At 43.5% G+C, this 18818-nt stretch carries 21 protein-coding genes; 6 read left to right on the top strand and 15 right to left on the bottom strand.

Annotated features, from left to right (window positions below):
* Window positions 1-25: 25 nt before the first annotated feature.
* Window positions 26-643, bottom strand: a complete 618-nt coding sequence (locus IWA51_RS02620) for an imidazoleglycerol-phosphate dehydratase (RefSeq protein WP_198443038.1) — start codon at window positions 641-643, stop codon at window positions 26-28.
* A gap of 8 nt (window positions 644-651) precedes the next feature.
* Window positions 652-1524: an ATP phosphoribosyltransferase gene (gene hisG / locus IWA51_RS02615; protein WP_198443037.1), complete on the bottom strand. Its 873-nt coding sequence runs from the start codon at window positions 1522-1524 to the stop codon at window positions 652-654.
* Window positions 1525-1631: 107 nt separating this feature from the next.
* Here hisG and purD point away from each other — a divergent pair, with 107 nt between their 5' ends.
* The gene (gene purD, locus IWA51_RS02610) at window positions 1632-2975 is read left to right on the top strand and encodes a phosphoribosylamine--glycine ligase (RefSeq protein ID WP_198443036.1); all 1344 of its coding nucleotides are present in this window, start codon (window positions 1632-1634) and stop codon (window positions 2973-2975) included.
* Window positions 2976-3018: 43 nt separating this feature from the next.
* Here the strand turns inward: purD and IWA51_RS02605 are convergent, their stop codons facing one another.
* Window positions 3019-4365, bottom strand: a complete 1347-nt coding sequence (locus tag IWA51_RS02605) for an aminopeptidase (RefSeq protein WP_268969638.1) — start codon at window positions 4363-4365, stop codon at window positions 3019-3021.
* 133 nt (window positions 4366-4498) lie between these two features.
* On the opposite strand from IWA51_RS02605, the gene nudC reads away from it, so the two are divergent.
* Window positions 4499-5338: an NAD(+) diphosphatase gene (gene nudC, locus IWA51_RS02600; RefSeq protein ID WP_198443034.1), complete on the top strand. Its 840-nt coding sequence runs from the start codon at window positions 4499-4501 to the stop codon at window positions 5336-5338.
* Between the two features lie 21 nt (window positions 5339-5359).
* On the opposite strand, the gene IWA51_RS02595 is transcribed toward nudC, so the two are convergent.
* Genes IWA51_RS02595 through IWA51_RS02580 form a run of 4 tightly spaced genes read right to left on the bottom strand, consistent with a single transcriptional unit; the run spans window position 5360 to window position 8322 of the window.
* A complete protein-coding gene (locus IWA51_RS02595; RefSeq protein WP_198443033.1) occupies window positions 5360-6043 on the bottom strand; it encodes an energy-coupling factor transporter transmembrane component T family protein in 684 nt (227 codons plus the stop codon).
* Window positions 6034-6759 carry an energy-coupling factor ABC transporter ATP-binding protein gene (locus IWA51_RS02590; protein ID WP_198443032.1) on the bottom strand — a complete coding sequence of 242 codons (726 nt, stop codon included), beginning with the start codon at window positions 6757-6759 and terminating at the stop codon, window positions 6034-6036. The genes IWA51_RS02595 and IWA51_RS02590 overlap by 10 nt, the downstream gene beginning before the upstream one ends.
* A gap of 14 nt (window positions 6760-6773) precedes the next feature.
* Entirely contained in the window at window positions 6774-7343 is a 570-nt protein-coding gene (locus IWA51_RS02585; RefSeq protein ID WP_177527209.1) for a biotin transporter BioY, read from the bottom strand.
* 25 nt (window positions 7344-7368) lie between these two features.
* Entirely contained in the window at window positions 7369-8322 is a 954-nt protein-coding gene (locus IWA51_RS02580) for a biotin--[acetyl-CoA-carboxylase] ligase (protein ID WP_198443031.1), read from the bottom strand.
* A gap of 141 nt (window positions 8323-8463) precedes the next feature.
* On the opposite strand from IWA51_RS02580, the gene IWA51_RS02575 reads away from it, so the two are divergent.
* Window positions 8464-9570, top strand: a complete 1107-nt coding sequence (locus tag IWA51_RS02575) for a family 8 glycosyl hydrolase (protein ID WP_198443030.1) — start codon at window positions 8464-8466, stop codon at window positions 9568-9570.
* Here IWA51_RS02575 and recR read toward each other — a convergent pair.
* The 6 genes from recR to IWA51_RS02545 form a co-directional block, all read right to left on the bottom strand.
* Window positions 9567-10154 (bottom strand): recombination mediator RecR, encoded by a 588-nt coding sequence (recR, locus tag IWA51_RS02570; RefSeq protein WP_198443029.1) that lies wholly within the window; start codon window positions 10152-10154, stop codon window positions 9567-9569. The two genes, IWA51_RS02575 and recR, sit on opposite strands and share 4 nt — an antisense overlap.
* Before the next feature lie 11 nt (window positions 10155-10165).
* On the bottom strand, window positions 10166-10462 hold the full coding sequence (locus IWA51_RS02565) for a YbaB/EbfC family nucleoid-associated protein (protein ID WP_177527213.1): 297 nt from the start codon (window positions 10460-10462) through the stop codon (window positions 10166-10168).
* 21 nt (window positions 10463-10483) lie between these two features.
* Window positions 10484-12268, bottom strand: coding sequence for a DNA polymerase III subunit gamma/tau (gene dnaX, locus IWA51_RS02560; RefSeq protein WP_177527214.1), 1785 nt, complete (start codon window positions 12266-12268; stop codon window positions 10484-10486).
* A gap of 85 nt (window positions 12269-12353) precedes the next feature.
* Window positions 12354-13319 (bottom strand): TPM domain-containing protein, encoded by a 966-nt coding sequence (locus tag IWA51_RS02555; protein WP_198443028.1) that lies wholly within the window; start codon window positions 13317-13319, stop codon window positions 12354-12356.
* Window positions 13310-14014 (bottom strand): TPM domain-containing protein, encoded by a 705-nt coding sequence (locus IWA51_RS02550; RefSeq protein WP_198443027.1) that lies wholly within the window; start codon window positions 14012-14014, stop codon window positions 13310-13312. The genes IWA51_RS02555 and IWA51_RS02550 overlap by 10 nt, the downstream gene beginning before the upstream one ends.
* 7 nt (window positions 14015-14021) lie before the next feature.
* Window positions 14022-14618 carry a LemA family protein gene (locus IWA51_RS02545; RefSeq protein ID WP_198443026.1) on the bottom strand — a complete coding sequence of 199 codons (597 nt, stop codon included), beginning with the start codon at window positions 14616-14618 and terminating at the stop codon, window positions 14022-14024.
* 155 nt (window positions 14619-14773) lie between these two features.
* Here IWA51_RS02545 and IWA51_RS02540 point away from each other — a divergent pair, with 155 nt between their 5' ends.
* Window positions 14774-16198 carry an ATP-dependent 6-phosphofructokinase gene (locus IWA51_RS02540; RefSeq protein WP_177527218.1) on the top strand — a complete coding sequence of 475 codons (1425 nt, stop codon included), beginning with the start codon at window positions 14774-14776 and terminating at the stop codon, window positions 16196-16198.
* Window positions 16199-16278: 80 nt separating this feature from the next.
* On the opposite strand, the gene IWA51_RS02535 is transcribed toward IWA51_RS02540, so the two are convergent.
* The gene (locus IWA51_RS02535) at window positions 16279-16770 is read right to left on the bottom strand and encodes a hypothetical protein (protein ID WP_198443025.1); all 492 of its coding nucleotides are present in this window, start codon (window positions 16768-16770) and stop codon (window positions 16279-16281) included.
* Window positions 16771-16839: 69 nt separating this feature from the next.
* Window positions 16840-17286 (bottom strand): PTS sugar transporter subunit IIA, encoded by a 447-nt coding sequence (locus tag IWA51_RS02530; RefSeq protein WP_177527220.1) that lies wholly within the window; start codon window positions 17284-17286, stop codon window positions 16840-16842.
* Window positions 17287-17387: 101 nt separating this feature from the next.
* Between IWA51_RS02530 and IWA51_RS02525 the strand changes: the two genes are divergently transcribed.
* Both IWA51_RS02525 and IWA51_RS02520 read left to right on the top strand, forming a co-directional pair.
* Window positions 17388-17792, top strand: a complete 405-nt coding sequence (locus IWA51_RS02525; RefSeq protein WP_198443024.1) for a hypothetical protein — start codon at window positions 17388-17390, stop codon at window positions 17790-17792.
* Window positions 17792-18805, top strand: coding sequence for a radical SAM protein (locus IWA51_RS02520; RefSeq protein ID WP_198443023.1), 1014 nt, complete (start codon window positions 17792-17794; stop codon window positions 18803-18805). Before IWA51_RS02525 ends, IWA51_RS02520 begins: the two co-directional genes overlap by 1 nt.
* Window positions 18806-18818: the final 13 nt, after the last annotated feature.

The raw sequence follows: 18818 nt of genomic DNA, 5'->3' as shown, positions 1-18818 counted from the left end.
ATTTACCTCCGGTTGCAGCTGATTCTCAGACAATAAGTCCTTTTGTTGACGGAATCTCTCCATTTCTTCGCGGATCAATTTCCACGGCAGAACGGATTGCGCGGGCAGCAGCCTTGAACAATCCTTCCATTTTATGATGATCACTTCTTCCGCGCAGTGTTTCCAGATGCAGATTGCATCTTGCCGAAGACACAAAGCCCTGCCAGAAGTCTTCAAAACAGTCTGTCTGGAAAGAAGACTGAACGCCTTCGGGGCTCATTGACACAAGCGGAATGTTTGACAGACCGGCTTCGCAAAAAAGATAAGGTCTTCCGCCAAAATCCACAGACGCAGAAAGAAGACTTTCGTCCATCGGGTAGATGAAAAAACCGCTTCTGAAAATACCGGCGCAGTCACCCAGAGCCTTTGCAAAACACATGCCAAGGGTTATTCCGGTATCTTCTATTAAATGGTGCTCATCTACATGAAGGTCGCCCTTAAGTTCACCTGTAAGATCGAACATTCCGTGTTTACAGAAGGAACGCAGAAGGTGATCAAAAAAACCAAGCGGATTCTTAACATCACAGCGGCCGGTTCCGTCCAGATTGAGGGCAAGTTTTATCTGTGTTTCGGAAGTATTTCTTATGATTTCTGCTGTTCGCATCGCAATCCTCAAATCATTACTTTGCGCAGTTCATATTCAACAATGTCTGTTGCACCCAGAGACTGAAGTTTCGGGAGAAGTACAGGTACATCGCTTTTCTTTACTGCAATTTTAATGGCATAACCGTTTCCGCCAAAGAGAGGGCTTACGGTCGGGCTTCTCATTGAAGGAAGTCCTGCTACCAGAGACTCAAACTTTTCTTCGGAAACATTCATTTCGAGCATTACGCGTGAACGGGCATTGAGTACCGTCTCGAACAGCATCTTAAGTTCAAGAATCTTCTGCTTTTTTTCGGGGTCTGCCATGGCTTTCTTTGAAGCATACATGCGTGTAGAAGATTCCATGAGAGTGTCAACAATCTTAAGGTGATTTGCATGCAGTGAAGAACCTGTACTTGTGTTGTCAATAAGAATCTGCGCTATTGACTCTTCGTTATCCTGAACGAAACCTTCGCTTGTTCCCCACGTGCGGAAAATTGTTCCCTTGATTTTTTTTGCGGCAACCCATCCTGCACTGAGGTTCTGGTATTCTGTCGCAATTGTTACCGGCGCAGACACAACCTTATCATAGTCAAATGTATCAGGAATTGCGGCAACTATTCTTACCGGATCAAAACCCAAATCCATGATTTCTATAACTTCATCCTGAACACCATTTTCGTAAACCCAGTCTTTTCCCGAAAATCCAACATCTGCCTTTTCACCGGCAATCAAATTGCTTACAATCTGGGGCTTTACTACCTGAAAGGCAAGATCCTTCTGGTTTGTAGTCGGAAAATATGTGCGGTCGGGAAGATTAATAGAAATTCCCACATCACTTAAAAGCTCGTAGACAGATTCGTAAATTCTGCCTTTGGCCAACAAAATCTTCAATTTTTCCATAACATTATTTTACATAAAAAGCACCAACTCTTCAAGAGAAAAGAGCCACTGTTTACTTGCACCTATACTGTTGAAAAACAAGAGAATTTAATTTATTATGACCAGGTATGAAAGTAATCGTCATTGGAAACGGCGGCCGTGAGCACGCCATAGCCTGGAAGCTTGCACAAAGCAGTTCCGTTACAGATGTAATCTGCGTTCCCGGAAACGGAGGCACAGCTCTTGAGGAAAAATGCACAAACATCGATCCGTCATCATATTCCGGTGAACTTTCCGGAAACGACGTCTTTGTTAAAATCGCACAGGACAATTCCTGCACACTTGCTGTTGTAGGCCCCGAAAATCCGCTTGCAGAAGGAATGGCAGATGCATTCTGGAAAGCTGGAATTCCTGCAGTCGGTCCAAAATACGCAGCCGCACAGCTCGAAGCCAGCAAAGACCTTGCAAAAGACTTTATGCAAAAATACGGTGTAGCGTGTGCAGAAAGCAAAACTTTTACAGATGAAGCACAGGCACTTACTTATATAGAAGAAAAAGGCGCTCCAATTGTTGTAAAAGCAGACGGTCTTGCAGCAGGAAAAGGCGTAATTGTTGCCCAGACAGTACAGCAGGCCAAAGATGCAGTTAAAGAACTTATGGAAGGCGGAATGGTCGGTGATGCAGGAAAAAAACTTGTAATCGAACAGTACCTTCGCGGTGCCGAAATTTCAATTCTTGCTGCCGTAAGTGTTACACCTGAATATGCAAAGGAAGGAAAAGCATGCATTGTTCCGTTCCTGAGTGCACGCGACCACAAAAGGCTTCTTGACGGTGCAAAGGGCCCCAATACAGGCGGAATGGGAGCAATCTCACCTGTAGACGACGTAACTCCTTTGATTATGTCACAGTTTGAAAAAAACATTCTTGAGCCTACACTCAAAGGACTTGTTGCAGAAGGCTATGACTACCGCGGATTCATTTTCTTTGGTCTCATGCTTACTGCCGAAGGACCAAAATGTCTTGAATACAACGTTCGTCTCGGAGACCCTGAGACACAGGCTGTTCTGCCGCTCATGGACTTTGACTTCAAAAAAATGTGCGACGCAATTGTAGACGGCTCACTCAAATCTTTTGACTTCAAATGGAAAAAAGGATACGTTGTAGCTCCTGTTGCCGTAAGCGGAGGATATCCGAAGTCATACAAAAAAGGCATTCCGATAGAAATTGCAAAGGCAAAGATTGCTTCTGACGCAAAGATATTTGTTGCCGGTGCAATTGAAGAACGCTGTGCACACAAAGACGGAACCCCATCCCTTGTTACCAGCGGAGGACGCGTTCTTGCATGTTCAGCATACGGAGACACCTTTGATGAAGCATGGAAAAAAGCCTACTCAACAATGGGTGCCGTAAAATTCAAGGATATGTTCTACAGAAAAGACATAGGCCTTCCCGGCGCCGCAGAATCAAACTAAAAAAATAAAGGCTGTCCGCATTTCCGGGACAGCTTTTATTTTATTACTCCAAAGTAAGGAATGAACGGTATGCTGCAAAGGCCTGTTCAATATCTGACCTGGAAGTTATTTCCCATGGTGCATGCATACTCAAAACAGCAACGCCTGCATCAAGTACATACATTCCGTATTTTGCGGCAAGATACGCAATTGTTCCGCCACCACCCTGATCAACTTTTCCAAGTTCTGCCATCTGGTACTTAACGCCGTCACGGTCCAGAACATTTCTGAGCCTTGCAATAAACTCGGGGCTTGCATCACTTGCTCCGGACTTTCCGCGTGCACCGGTATATTTGTTAAACACAATTCCGCCGCCAAGGAAAGAAGCATTTTCCCTGTCATACAAATCTGCATTGAGCGGGTCAAAGGCAGAATTGACATCACTCGAAAGCATACTGCTGGAATTAAGGCATCGGCGCAAAGTCAGATCAGAATAATTTTCAAGACGTGCAATAACTTCGGCAACAGCATTTTCAAAAAAGTGGCTTCCCATACCGGTTGCGCCTACACTTCCTATTTCTTCTTTGTCTACACATACACAGCAGTTTGTACGAACCGACGCACGTGTTTCAAACATTGCCTTAACAGAAGTAAATGCGCAGGAACGGTCATCCTGTCCGTAACCAAGAACAAGCGAACGGTCAAAACCAAGATCCCTTGCACTTCCAGCCGGAACAACTTCAAGTTCGGCAGAACTCAAATCTTTTTCTTCTATTCCGTAAGTTTCCTTAAGAAGTGCAAGAAGGGCTTTTTTTGCAGGATTTTTTTCTTTGGACTTTTCTTTGTCACTTTCACAAGAAGGGCAGTCACTTGCAACAATCACGTCAAGATTTTCACCCGGAATAAAATCTGCTGCGGTTTCTTTCATCTGCTTTTGTGCAAGATGCGGAAGAATATCAGAAATACAGAAAACGGGATCATCACTTTTTTCACCGACACAGATATTTACAACGCTTCCGTTTTTTTTGCACACGACACCGTGAATTGCAAGAGGCATTGTAAGCCACTGGTATTTTTTTATTCCGCCGTAGTAATGCGTGTTCATGTAAACAATAAAATCTTTTTCGTAAACAGGATTCTGCTTTACGTCAAGGCGCGGTGAATCGATATGTGCACCAAGAATATTCATTCCGTTTTCTATTTTGGATGTTCCTATTTCAAAAAGTGCAATTGCCTTTCCAAACTTGGAAACATAAACTTTGTCTCCGGGCGAAAGTTTTTCTGTATCACAAATATTTTTGTATCCATTCTTTAAAGCCTCTGCTTCTATAACATGAACACATTCGCGCTCGGTTTTTCCTTCATTCAAAAAACTTTTATACTCGTCAATCAGACTACTCATTGTAAATATTTCCTCCTTATTGGGTTATATGATAAAATACCAGGATTTTCATAAAAATATACCGCAAAACCGCCGGAAATTCAACAAACTGAATTCATCCGATTTTTATGGCACGAAACAAATTTATGTGCTACAATAAATTATGCCGATAATAAGTAATCCAAACAATTTTTTTTGTGAACATCATTTTGTATTTTCAGGAAACGATATACTAATCTGCAACGAACAGAACCAGAACAATTTTCTTGACATAAAAAATCTGCCTGATGAACAGATACTCCGAAAATTTTTTAACAACCAGACAGCATCCGACTGGTTTGCAGAACCCGACCTTAACTACAGTGCACTTATGCTCGAAAACGAATCACCCCTTCCCTGCGGCTGCAAATCAATTGCTCTGAGGGAATTTTTCTGGAGAACAAAAACTGCAGAAGAACAAAGCAAAGGAATTCCGTCTTATCTGGGAACACTTGCTGCACGTGCACACGGACTTCTGCGTCTCAGGGAAACACACCGTTTCTGTCCCACCTGCGGAAAAAAACTCGAAGACGATACGGAATTTTCTGCAAAAGTCTGTCCCGGCTGCAAAAGACAGTTTTTTCCGCGTATTGAACCTGCAGTAATTGTTCTTGTTTCAAAAGGAAACGAAGTACTTCTTGTAAAAAACAAAAACAGAAAATACGATACATACGCCTGCGTTTCGGGCTTTGTTGAACTTGGAGAAACACTTGAACAGGCTGTAAAACGTGAAGTCCTTGAAGAAACGGGAATCTGCATAAAAAACATAAGATACACCGGAAGCCAGTCGTGGCCTTTTCCTGACCAGCTCATGCTCGCATTTCTTGCTGACTATGAGTCGGGTGAAATAAAAATTCAGGAATCAGAACTTGATGACGCTAAATGGTTCAGCAGGGACAATCTTCCCGAAATTCCAAAACGAGGTTCCGTTGCACACAATCTTATAATGGGATTTTTCAACTGAAATGTTCTGCCCGGAATGAACTTATCCGCGGTTCAGAACAGCCATACGTTTTGATTCCGCGCGCTCAAGAAGGCAAAGAAAAAATGCAGTAAGTCTTACGCCTAGTATTCTTAAAGAAAATTTGTTTTTTCCTTTGGCAGCACTTCTTGCCCTTACTGCAAGATCCACTCGGTTCCATGTTGCAAAAACTTCCGGAATAAAATTTATTGCAAGTGAAAGAACAAGCGCGGGGTTCATTTTTTTTACAGGCTTAAAAACTTTTGCAACAGCATTCTGTGCGCACTCAAAAGAATTCTGTATTTCAAGTGCAGATGTTGTTTCAAACACACACTGTGCTGCAAGTGCAGTTATAAAAAAACGCACGGTATACAAAGCCCCGTATTTTATTCCAACAGGATCTATGCCAGCAAACGAACAAAAGGCAACTGCTCCTTCGTGCGGCAGAAGAACCAAAGCCGAAAACAAAGTTACAAACGCGCCGAGTACAAAAACAAATGTTACGGATTTTAAAGTAGAAAATTTTGCGTCCGACAAAAAAAATGCCATCAAAGAAAGTGCGCCGCAAATTACGGTAACAGAAACATTCACATGCTTTCCTGCAAACACTGCAATGCTTATTCCCATAAGAAAAAGAATTTTTATTCCTGCAGGAATTCTGTGAAGCAGCGTATTTCCTCTTCGGTAAGAAAATAATTTTACAGCCACAGCATATCCTCCGCGCTTGAATAATTTACAAGTGGATTTCTTATGCTCCAGTTTTCAAGTGGCAGTTCAAGTCCTTCCCTGGGAGTTCCGTCAAAACGTATGCGTCCTTTGTCAAGAACAATAAATCTGTCTGCAAGGGCAAGTATTTTTTCTATTTCGTGTGTAAGAACAATTACAGTTTTTTTCTTTTTCTTTAACTCTGATAAAATTGAACAAACCTGCCTTACACCCGGCCAGTCAAGATTTGCAAACGGTTCGTCAAAAATAATTATACTGCGGTCCATTGCAAGAATGCCGGCAACCGCAAGACGCCTCTTTTCACCGCCCGACATAAGCCTTGCAGGACAGTGCATTTTTTCTGAAAGGCCGACCGCTGCCAAAGAAGAAGCCACACGTTCGTTAAGCGCATCTTTTTTTAAGCCACAGTTTTTTGCACCAAAGCCGACATCTTCCCACGGTGTCTCGCCAAGAATCTGAGAGTCCGCATCCTGAAAAACAAGCCCGGCTTTTTCATTACCGCAAAAAATTTTCCCCGAAGTAGCTTCGTCAAGTCCGGCAATCAGGGACATAAGCACACTCTTGCCCGAACCGTTTGAACCTGCAATCAGAATAAATTCCCCGCAGGCTGCAGAAAAAGTTATGTCTTCCAGAGCCTTTGTTCCGTCGGGGAAAATTTTTGTCACGTGCTCTATTTCAAGTGCGGTTTTTGTCTGCATAACAATTCCCGGACTCAGCCTATATAATTATAAATAAGCGGACGCAGTTTTTTTACAAGAGGAACCATTACGATAATTTTAATAATGTTTCCGGGAATAAACGGAACAAGAACTGCAGAAAGAGTTTTCGCAATTCCCGCATGTGTAACACGCATAAAGCCGATAATTCCGCAGACAAACACGACAACTGTTGCAAGAAGTGCAGCGGCTGTAATCAAAAGCCACGCTTTTGTATTTGAATTATCCTTTTTGTTTGACAGAAGGAGCGAAAGAAAAATTCCCGCAGCAAAAGCAGAAAGCAGATAGCCGACAAGAAAACCTCCTGTAGGTCCTGCAAGAATTACAGAAATTCCAGCCTTGCCCGAAAAAACAGGAAGCCCTATTGAACCAAGAACCAGGAACACAAACACGGCAGCAGTTCCGTAAACTGGTCCCAGAAGCATTCCGGTAAGCATTGCCATCATATCCTGAAGCACAACAGGAACTCCGCCAGGAAGCGGAATCTGTATAAAACATCCTGCACAAATAAGTGCGGCAAACAATGCAGAAAGAATAACTCCTGACAATTTCTTTTTTGAACTCATTTCAAACCTCGCATAATAAATTCATTTATTTTTTAAAAACATTCACTCCCGGGGGAATGATTTTTTTTGTTTTGCCGTCAACACTTTCAAGAACAGCCCATCCGTATGCGTTCACTCCACAAAAAGTAAACGTTTCGCCACTTTGTTCAAGAATAATTTTTTTTCCTACATCGCAGCACAGACTGTTCCAAAGATTTTCAAGCGCACACGAATCTTCAAGGGCGGTTTTTTCAACACGCAGGAATTCAGCACACAAAGACGAAAGCAGATCTTTTCTGGAAGCAGCGTTTTCTGAATCAAACACTTTGTCTGTATTCTGAATTTTAGGGCGTGCATACATATTTATTCCGATGCCGATATTTACCCATTCGCATCTCTGTCCCGAAGAAAGATATTCATCAAGAATTCCGCATACCTTTCCCGAGTCGCTCCAGACATCGTTAGGCCATCTTGCATAAAAATTCCTGCCGCCCGTTTTTTTCAAAACATTTACCGCGGCAATCTGTGCACACATGGAAATTCTGAAAGCTTCTGCAGAAGAAACAGAAACTTTGTCTGCAAGAGTACAGGCAAGGGAGCCTTTCGTCGTAGTCCAACCGTGATCCCCGTGCCCGTGCCCGTTTGTCTGGCGGTCAGCGGTAACAACAGTTATTTTTGGCAAATCTTTTTTTTCTTCCGAAAGAATTATTTTTCTTGCCTCGCGCATTGTAGATTCTGTTTCCAAAAAATGGGTAAATGCACCTTCACTGATTCCAAATTCCCACGGAAAAAGACTGTCCTTAAGATCCTGCTGCAAAAAATATCCGTTGCGGTCAGAAACAATTCCGTACCCGGCATTCTGCAGAACCTGGACCGCTTTCCAGACAGAAACCCTGGATACACCCGTTTTCTGTGAAAGCAGCTCGCCTGAAACGTACTCTGATGAATTTCTGAGGATATCAAGAACTTTATTTTTTGTAGACAGGCTCTCGTTAACCATAAGGAAATATAAGTTAACGAAAATCCTCACTTATGTCAATACGATAGCCCTTTTCCTCAAAAAAGTTGCAGAAAACAACAAACCGTATTATAATAAAGACTGTTTTAAGGATTTTTTAAAGTTAGGAGGAGTATAAAAAATATGAATCTATTGGAAGAATACGGTTATTCAGCCGCTCAGATTGACGAACGCATTGAACAGACATGGAAAACACTTTTTGAAGGCAACAAAGCGCAGCGCATTTACTTTGAGGCCGCTGATGAAACAGGATACATTTACGAAACTCTTTTTGACGACGTAAGAACAGAATCCATGGGTTTTGGAATGATGATGTGCGTACAGATGGACAAACAGCAGATATTTGACCGTCTCTGGAAATGGACACGCACTTACATGTATATTTCTGAAGGTGAACTCAAGGGATACTTCAGATTTGCATGCCATACCGACGGAACAGAAAAATACAAAAACCCACGCCCCGATGGCGAAGAAACAATAGCCGCTGCACTGCTTTTTGCGGCACACAGATGGGGCAGCAAAGACGGAATTTTTGACTACGAAAAGCAGGCACTTGAAATACTTCATAACGTGATCCACTCGAAAAAACCGCTTTGGAACAAAGAAAATTTTCTTATCAAAAACAAAATCGATGAAGATTTAAGCGATATTTCCTACAACATGCCGCATCTTTACGAACTGTTCGCCATGTTTGCAGATACCGCCGATGCAGATTTCTGGAGCACAGCCGCAGCCGCCAGCAGGGAATTCATTGTAAGATGCTGCAACAAAAAAACAGGAATGTCACCTGAATACGTTAAGTACAACGGAATGCCCGCACCTCTCAAGAACCACGGCTCTTATTTCACACACAGTTACATTGTTGCTTCAAACATAAGCCTGTATACACTTTGGTTTGGTGACAGCCCCGACTTTGAAACAATAGCCAGAAACCTGATCAATTTCTTTGACAAAAAACAGGTTTCAGACTTTATGGACTACAAAATCGACGGAACACCAAGAAGACGACATTCACGCCACCCTGTCGCGCTCTGTTCGGCAATAGCCCAGGCAGCAATTGTTCTTGAAAGAAGAAGAACTCCAATAGAAAACGAAATGCGTGAAAAAGCCAGAGCCGCAGTAGAAAGATTCTGGAACACGCCGCTCAGAAACGGAAAGCACCGCTATTACGACAACACGCAGTACCTTCTTTCCCTTCTTATTCTAAGCGGAAAATACATGGTCTATTAAAAACTTGAACGGCCACGGAAACTTCTTGCCAGCGTGAGTTTGTCAGCATACTCAAGGTCACCGCCAACAGGAAGCCCGCTGGCCAGTCTTGTTATACTCACACCGCTGTCCTTGAGAATCTGCTGAATGTAAAGGGCAGTCGTATCACCTTCAACAGTCGGATTCGTTGCAATAATTACTTCTTTTATTCCCTCAGACTTAACGCGTTCACAAAGCCTCGGAATACTCAACTGGTCAGGACCAATTCCTTCAAGAGGTGCAATTACACCGCCAAGAACATGGAACAGACCGTGAAACTCATGCGAAGATTCAATTGTTGCTACATCCTGGGGCTGCTCTACGACACAAACGACAGATCTGTCTCTTGTACTGTCACAACAGATTGGGCAGGGATCATTTTCTGTCCACGAACCGCAGACAGAACACGGCCTGATTCTTTTCTGAAGATTCGCAATCTGCTGCGAAAAGCGCTCCATAAAAAGAGCATCGGTGCGCAAAAGGTAATTTGAAATTCTGGCTGCAGATTTTTTTCCTATTCCGGGAAGTCTCGAAAAACTTTCAGTTATTTCATCAAGAGCGTTCAATTTGAAATCCCTTACATGTTCATTCCAGCAAGCATTGGTCCAAGGGAAGATTTAATCTGTTCCTGAATTTTTTGGCTTGCATCATGAAAAGCGCTGAGTATAAGATCCTGAAGCATCGGAATATCGCGGTTATCCACACAGATAGGATCAAGCTTAATATCAACAAGTTCAAATTTTCCGTTAAGTGTAACAACAACCATATTACCGCCCGAAGAACCGGTAGCAGTTATATTTGAAAGCTGTTCCTGCGCATTTTTAAGCTGAGTCTGCATTCCTGCCAGATTTTTCATCATCTCAAACGGATTCATATAAATCTCCTGTAACTAAAATCATGCCCCGCCAATTATAGAGCCTTTAAAAACATCACGCAGAATTTCGACTTCTTCAGGAAGTTTTCCCACGGAATTCTGCACGCTTTTTTCACGGTATAAAATCTTGAACGAAATGCGCCTTCCGTATGCCTGTGAAATACAGTCTGCAATTTTTGCCGCCGACTGCATTATCTGCATATGCTCGAATTTGTTTTCGGTAACGGCGCTTACTTCATCTCCTTCAAGTTTCCAGTCCATCGTCTGCATCAGATTACTCGCAAGCATTCCGTCCGTAACCGACAGATCTGAAATCAAAGTTTCACGAAGCTTTTCCACACTTGAAGCATCAATTCCGGACGCGTGCACAGTCTCTTCAGAAACAGGCGGCATATCTTCGGGAGCGGCTTCATCAGAAACAAAGGCTTCACTGTCAGAAATATTGGACCACGAAGAACCGCGGGCTGAATTTGTTTCAGGCGGTTCAGCTCCGCCTATATCAAAAGGGCCTTCACTTTCACCGGTCGGCCCGCTTTCGTCAGATTCTTCATCCAAAGCGCTGAACGTCGGCATTCCACCGGGCATTTTCGCGGCAGAAACAGGACGCACAGTCTGGGACTGCGCCGGCTCCGCTTTACGTACAGCAGCAGAAGGAGCCGCTGTTCTCATAAGCAAAGGTTTAACCGCGTCCACCGCTTTTTTTACTTCGACCGCAGAAACATAATCCTTAAGCCAGCAGAGTCTGCTCACTGCCAGTTCAAATTCGTAACGAGGACTCAGCGAATACCTTATATCGCGGTATAACTGAAGAAAAATTCCGAGTGCGCGCTCCATCTGAACACTGTTCCACGCAGAAATAACTTTTTCAGAATATCTCTCGGCGGACTGCCCCAAAAGAGACTCTTTTTTTACGCCGCTCTTTATAAGCAGAAGACTCCTGAGGTAATCAGTGCAGTTGGAAATAAGCTGCTCAATGCTCACTCCGTTTTGAAGATATTCATCAAGCTTTAAAAGCGCATCAGTTGAATTTGAATCTACACAAAGAGAAAAAAGTTCGTTAAGACGGTCAACGCCAACAAGCCCCAGTTTGTCGCGTATCTTTTCATAAGTAATTTCACCGTCGCTGAATGCCGCAACCTGGTCAAAAAGAGTATACGAGTCGCGCATACTTCCTGTTGCTTCACGTGCTATCCAATACAAAGCTTCGTCATCAGCTTTAATTCCGGCTTCAGAAGCAGCGGCTGCAAGCTGTTCCTTGACTTTTTCTACAGGAACAAGCCTGAAGTTAAACTGCTGGCAGCGTGATTTTATTGTCGCGGGAACTTTCTGAAGTTCAGTTGTAGCAAAAATAAAAATAACGTATGGCGGTGGCTCTTCAATTGTTTTAAGAAGTGCATTGAAGGCGCTTGTAGAAAGCATATGAACTTCGTCAATTATATAAATCTTGTAGCGGCATGAATTCGGCGGAAAAAGAACCTCGTCCTTAATCTGCCTTATGTCGTTTACACTGGTATTCGAAGCACCGTCAATTTCTATAACATCAAGGGAAGAACCGGCTGCAATTTCACGACATGCCGGACACTGTCCGCACGGACTTGCCGTAGGTCCCTTTTCGCAGTTGAGCGCACGGGCAAGAATACGCGCGGTAGAAGTTTTTCCACAACCTCTTGGTCCCGAGAAAAGATATGCATGTGCAATTTTTCCGGACTGAATTGAATTCTTAAGCGTTTCTGCTACAAATTCCTGTCCGACAAGACTTTCAAAATTTTGCGGCCTTCTTCTGGTCGCTGTAACTTCATATGCCATTTTTACAGAATACCGCAAATCGGGGGAATTCTCAAGTACGGAACAAATTGTGAGTGAACGCCGTCAAATTCCCCTCATTACAAAACTACCAGCTTCCGCTCGAACCGCCGCCGCCGAATCCACCGCCACCACCGGAAAATCCTCCGTGACCGCCACTGAATCCGCCGCTAAAACCGCCACGGTTTCCCGACCTGAATACAGGGGGCACAAAAGGTGGGATAACAGTAAAATGACCGCGTCTTCTTCTTTTTGAACGCGTAACTGCATAAACAAAAAGCGAAATATAAATTCCAAAGAACACAATCATAAACAAAAGAACAGGAACAGGCATTTCAGAATGTTCATCTGAAGACGAATCTTTTGAAACAGCCGCAGAAACAAGTTCGGGGTCAGAAGTAATTATTCCAGCCATGCTCCGTGCACATTCAATTATTCCCTCAGAATAGTTTCCTTTTTTGAAAGCCGGAACAACCACGTTTCTTATAAGCCGCGAACTTTTTGCATCGGTAAGAGACGCTTCGGTTCCGTAGCCGGTTTCTATACGCACAGCATGTTCATCCATGGCAACAGTCAGAAGAGCACCGTTATCCTTTCCTTTCTGTCCGAGTTTCCATTTTTCTGCATGCTCCATACTGAAAGACTCAATGTCACTTCCGCCCATATCGGGAACGGTAAGAACAGCAATCTGAACGCCCGTATCGCGGCTTAACTTTGAAAGAAAAGTGCTCAAACTGTTGTACTCAGAGTCAGACAAAAGGTTTGCCGCATCCACAACAGGACCGGTAAGTTCGTAAAGCCCGTTTTTGTCCTTTAAATAACTGCGCGAAAAATTCTGTGTCTCAAACGCAGCCGCCGTATCTTCATAGCTGTACGAAACCGCAGGAACAGTTTTTTCAACCGCAGCTCTCTTTTCTGAAACATCTTTCTTTGAAGAAGACATTACCCCGTGAATTGCCAGAAGCGGAATTCCGACAACGAAGAGCAACATTATGACGAAGCCCGGTGTATTTGAACTTTTTGCAGCTTTGCGTTCAGGTGCAATTATACCCATTTTTCGTCCTCCAGAATTACAAGTCCGTCAGAAAGTTCATCGGGATTTTCATTTTGAGCCGGAAAATTGTCTGCAAGAAGTTCCCCGCATTTTTTTACCGCACCAAGAAATCCGTCTTTTACACGGCCGCCGGCAATACAGTCGGTAAGTTCATCGGCCACAAGATTCCACAAATCCTGCGAAATCTTTACACTTATTCCCTTGTCTGCAATTATTCTGACCTGCCTTTCAAGATAAGAAACAAAAATCAGTATTCCCGAATGGTTCTCTGTACAGTAGACACCGCTTTCAGAAAAATACCTGAAGGCTCTGTCTGTAACAGCCTTGTTTTTTGCCGCAGACGGAATCACAAGCGAGTCCAAAGCAGGAATATTATATAGGAAATAAAGTGCAAAAACGACAATACCGCAGGCCACTGCATAAAATACAAGAAGATACCACGGCTTTACACCCCAGAAAAGACCGGACATCCACTCATAAATCTGCGAAGATGCAGGAAGAAGACACAAAAACATAACTCCGGCCGTAAGAATTGAAGCAATCAGTTCCCAGAATGCATAGGACGAACTTTCCGAAGCAACGGCAAGCGCAATTTCGCCCGAAGTACGAGACTCTGCTTCCCTGACGGCAGCCTTTATTTCTTCAAAATCCTGTCCGGAAAGTCCCAGTTTTTTAACAACGTTTCCGCTTCTCATAGGCCGCTCAGAAAGAAACAACCGGTGCCTTTGAAGCACTTTCATCGGCCTTGAAATAAGCCTTTGACTTGAATCCGAACATTTTTGCAGTAATCATTCCGGGGAATTTCGAAATTGCCGTATTGTAAGAGCGCACACTGTCATTGTAGCGTTTGCGTTCCGTAGAAATACGGTTTTCAATTCCTTCAAGCTGACTCTGCAGATCCTTGAAGTTTTCATTTGCCTTGAGTTCGGGGTAGGCTTCAGTCAAAGAAAGAAGTCTTGAAAGGCTTGCCCCAAGCTGATTCTGTGCACTCTGGAACTGAGCCATGCGTTCAGGATCCTCTGTTATAGAACTGTCCAGTGCAACAGTTCCGCCGAGTTTGCTTCTTGATTCTGCAATGGAAGTAAATACGCCCTCTTCATGGGAAGCATATCCTTTTACAGTTGCAACCAAATTCGGAACAAGATCGTTTCTCTTCTGGTACTGGTTTTCTACATTGGCCCACTGCGCATCAACAGCCTCACGCTGCTCAACGAGTCCGTTGTATCCGCATCCGGTAAACATAAAAGCGGCAGTCAGCGAAACAACCACCGCGGCAAGTAAAGTTCTGAATTTATTCATGCTTAAAGTATAGCAAATAAAAGCGCATTTGCAAAATTTTTTGACTTCCTCTAAAGCCAATTATTACAAGATATCTATTGAATTTTTTGAAATTTAAAGATATTCTAATAATAGCGTCATTTTACACGCGTCACTTTTTCAATTCAGGGGTTATTATGAGCACCATGAAATATGACTTCACAGTAGAAAATCTTGGGGAATGCAAGGTAAAATCACCTATTGAACTTTCCCTCGACCATGGTACATTCCGTGCAGCTTACGTAAAGGACAGTTCCTTTGTGCGCAGACAGGTAAATGTTTTCAAAGATAATGATGATGCAGAAGACGCAAAGGCCAACAATCTTGAAAAAGCCGGTCCTCGTGAGTACATTTACTTTAATCCTGCCCATGTCACAGCCGGAATCTGCACCTGCGGCGGTTTGTGCCCGGGACTCAATGATGTAATCAGAGCCGTAGTACGCTGCCTGTGGAACCGTTACGGTGTGCGCAGAATACGCGGAATCCAGTTCGGATACAAAGGTTTCTTTACCGAACAGGGCTATGAAACAATAGACCTTAACCCCGACAATGTAGATACGATACACAAAATCGGCGGTTCCTTCCTTGGAACATCAAGAGGCGGCGGAGACCGTGTAAATGACATTGTTGACTCAATAGAGCGCCTTGGAATAAACATGATGTTCATCATCGGCGGTGACGGAACCCAGCGCGGTGCACTCGACATTGCAAACGAGATAGACAAGCGCGGGCTCAAAATTTCCGTAGTCGGAATTCCAAAGACTGTTGACAATGACCTTGAATTCATTGACCGTTCATTCGGTTTTGAAACAGCTGTACAAAAGGCAACACAGGCTGTTAATTCAATCCACATGGAAGCACATTCCCAGATAAACGGAATCGGTCTTGTAAAGCTCATGGGACGCGAGTCAGGCTTTATCGCAACTGCAACAGCCCTTGCCAGCCACGAAACAAACTTCTGTCTTATTCCTGAAGTACCGTTCGATATGGACGGACCGAATGGTCTTCTTGCACACCTTGAACAGCGCCTTATAAAGCGCCATCATGCAGTAATTGTTGTAGCAGAAGGTGCAGGACAGGAACTTCTTACTTCTACAAACCAGACCGATGCTTCAGGAAACAAAAAGCTTGCAGACATCGGAATTTATCTTCGCGACAGAATCACTGAATATTTCGCTTCAAAGAAGATTCACATCAACCTCAAGTATATTGATCCTGGATACGAAGTACGCGCTGCTGTTACTACAGCCAATGATTCAATTTACTGCGAACGTCTTGGAAACAACGCCGTACATGCAGCAATGGCTGGAAAGACAAAGATTGTTATTGGCCTTGTTCATGACAAGTACGTACACATTCCAATCTCAATGGCAACCCTCAAGCGCAATATTGTAGACCCCGAAAGTTCTCTCTGGCGCGACTGTCTTGATGCAACACTGCAGCCTGTCTATATGGTAAACAATATCAATACAGTAACAGACAAGCTCCGTAAGAATGCAGACGAAGCAGAAGCAAAAGCTCTTGCAAGACTTGAAAAAGTAACACAGATGCTCAAAAAATAAACCTGCGGGTATAAAAATAAAAAGGCCGGCTGTTCAATTCGGAACGGCCGGCCTTTTTTATTTTACCAGAATAATACCGTCTAGTAACGCACAATGCCACCGTCAGCAAGCAGAGCATCACTCTTTGAAAAGAAAATATAATGTCCGTGCTTTGCACTCAGTTCGGAAATAAAGCAGGCGGCATTTACACACTCCGGAACGGCAAATCCTGCAACACACTCGCAGTCTTTTATACGGCGGGCGCAGTGCTTGAAAGACGCAATAAACGCATCCTCCTCAGCCGATCCCGGCTCATTACTGCCCGCCACAGGAATAATAAATACAAAAATATGCCGTTCCTCAAGTTCCTTAAGCTGGTCACGCAATCCGGCAAGAAATTCTTCATTGTAGCTGTCTTCGTCCCTGCCTGCATCATTCCAGTTTACGCAAAGGCCGGCAAACTCACCGTCATTCAAGTCAAGTGCAGCACCGGGACGAGCCGTAATTATTCTGCAGCCCTCTGCGGCAACCGGAGTTCCGTCCAGAGTATAAAGTTTGTTTTTTTCAGCCTTGAATTTGGCTTCAAATTTCATAAAATCAACCTCTAACAAAAAAAGCTCCCGCCAGTCAGGTCAGGAGCTTTGCCAACTCAATCTACAAAACTATTCTGTCAAAATCTTAATGACTTCTGCTTTGTCCTGAGTGTTCAAAATCTGTGCACGCTTGTCGGCGGACTTGAACAAAAGGCTCACTTCAGCAAGGAACTGAAGATGGGGTCCAGTTTTGTTTACCGGAGAAAGTGTCATAATAAATATACGGCAGGGTTCCTGATCCAGACTGTCAAAATCAACAGGCTTGTCAGAAATACCGATACATGCAACCAAATCAGATACTGTGTCTGTCTTTCCGTGCGGAATTGCAATTCCGTGCTTCATTCCGGTAGACATTTTGCGCTCACGGTCAAGCACACATTCCTTTGCAGCAGATTTATCTGTTACCTTTCCAGCCTTTACAAGGATTTCGAGGAGTTCGTCAATAATCTCTTCTTTTGTAGATCCTTTAAGATGAAGATCTACTGTGTCAGGTGTTAATACTGTTCTTAAGTCCATAGTTTCTATCTTATGTTTAGTCGATAAATTTGTCAAGGAAAAAAAGATATTTTTGACAAATTTAATTGTAATTTTACATTATCTTCTATATATTAAAAAACATGGACAACATTCAGAAATTCCTTTCAGATGCAGAAAAAATAAAAAAGCATTACAGGGCCGAACACCCCGGTAAATACAGCGGAACAGCCGTTTGCGAGCAGATTTGTGACCTTTTTATTCGCAACAATAGAACTTTTGAACAGCTGGCAGCGGCTTTTGCACAGTACTGGATGGATACATACATTCTTGGCAACGCAGATCAGGAATCTCTTCCTACATCAGAAAATCTTGATACACTCGCGGCAATGCAGTCACTTCTGGACAATGACGGCCAGCAGATCAATGCTCTTTCGGACAAAGACTTAAAGGAACTCTGCCAGATTGTAAATATGGAAGCCGAAGATATTCCGATTGACGTTCTTAACTCACTGATGATGATTTTTGTAGACAGGCAGGTTTTCTGATGACCGAAGAACCCGGCCTTTTTTACAGCCGCTGCGAACAGTGCCCCAGAAAATGCGGATCTGCACGTTCTAAAGGCAAAACAGGTTTCTGCGGTGAAACCCGGGAACTCAAAATTGCTGTTGCCTGCCTGCACTTTGGCGAAGAACCCCTTATTACCGTTCACGGCGGCAGCGGAACAATATTTTTTACAGGCTGTACACTAAGATGCGCTTTCTGCCAAAATTACCAGATAAGCCAGCACGGAATGGGAAAGGCTGTAAGCAAAGACGACTTTGTTTCAATATGCCTTAAACTCCAGGACAAGGGCGCAGAAAACATAAACCTTGTTACAGGAAGCCATCATATTCCGCTTATAGCCGATTTTATAGAGGCGGCAAAAGTTTCGGGACTTAAAATTCCTGTTGCATGGAATTCAAGTTCATACGAGTCGGTTGAATCGCTGGAACTTCTCAAAGGGCTTGTTGATATATGGCTGCCGGACCTTAAGACTCTTAACCCGATGATGAGCAGCGAACTTTTCAAAGCCTCGGACTATCCGCAGGTTGCAAAGCGCGCTGTACGGTGGATGATAGAAAATTCAGCCCTTAACATAATAGAAGAAAATAAAAACGGTGTCTCAAAGGAAAAAATGCTTTCGGGCGTAATCATACGACATCTTTTTCTTCCGGGAAGAGAGGGCGACACAAAACTTACGCTTGACTGGCTCAAGACCCACGCTGACGGACGCGCCTGCATTTCACTTATGTCGCAGTATACGCCTGTTCCTTTTTCAGAAGATGAAGGCAGCCTCTGTGAGCGGAACAAATCGCTTCTTTCGTTTCAAAACAGGCTTGTCAACAAAGAAGAAGACAGTCATTTAAGAAAAATGATTGACGAATACGGATTCGAATATCTTTTCTATCAGGATTTAAGTGACGACACAAGCTGGCTGCCTGACTTTAACCGTACCCAGCCGTTCAGCAATGCGCTTGCCACCCCTGTCTGGCACTGGAAGAACGGATTTCTAGCCTAAATATGAATACTTT

Origin of the sequence: Treponema peruense, from assembly GCF_016117655.1 — a bacterium.
GTDB lineage: Bacteria > Spirochaetota > Spirochaetia > Treponematales > Treponemataceae > Treponema_D > Treponema_D peruense.
This window is presented reverse-complemented; position numbering and strand designations above follow the sequence as displayed.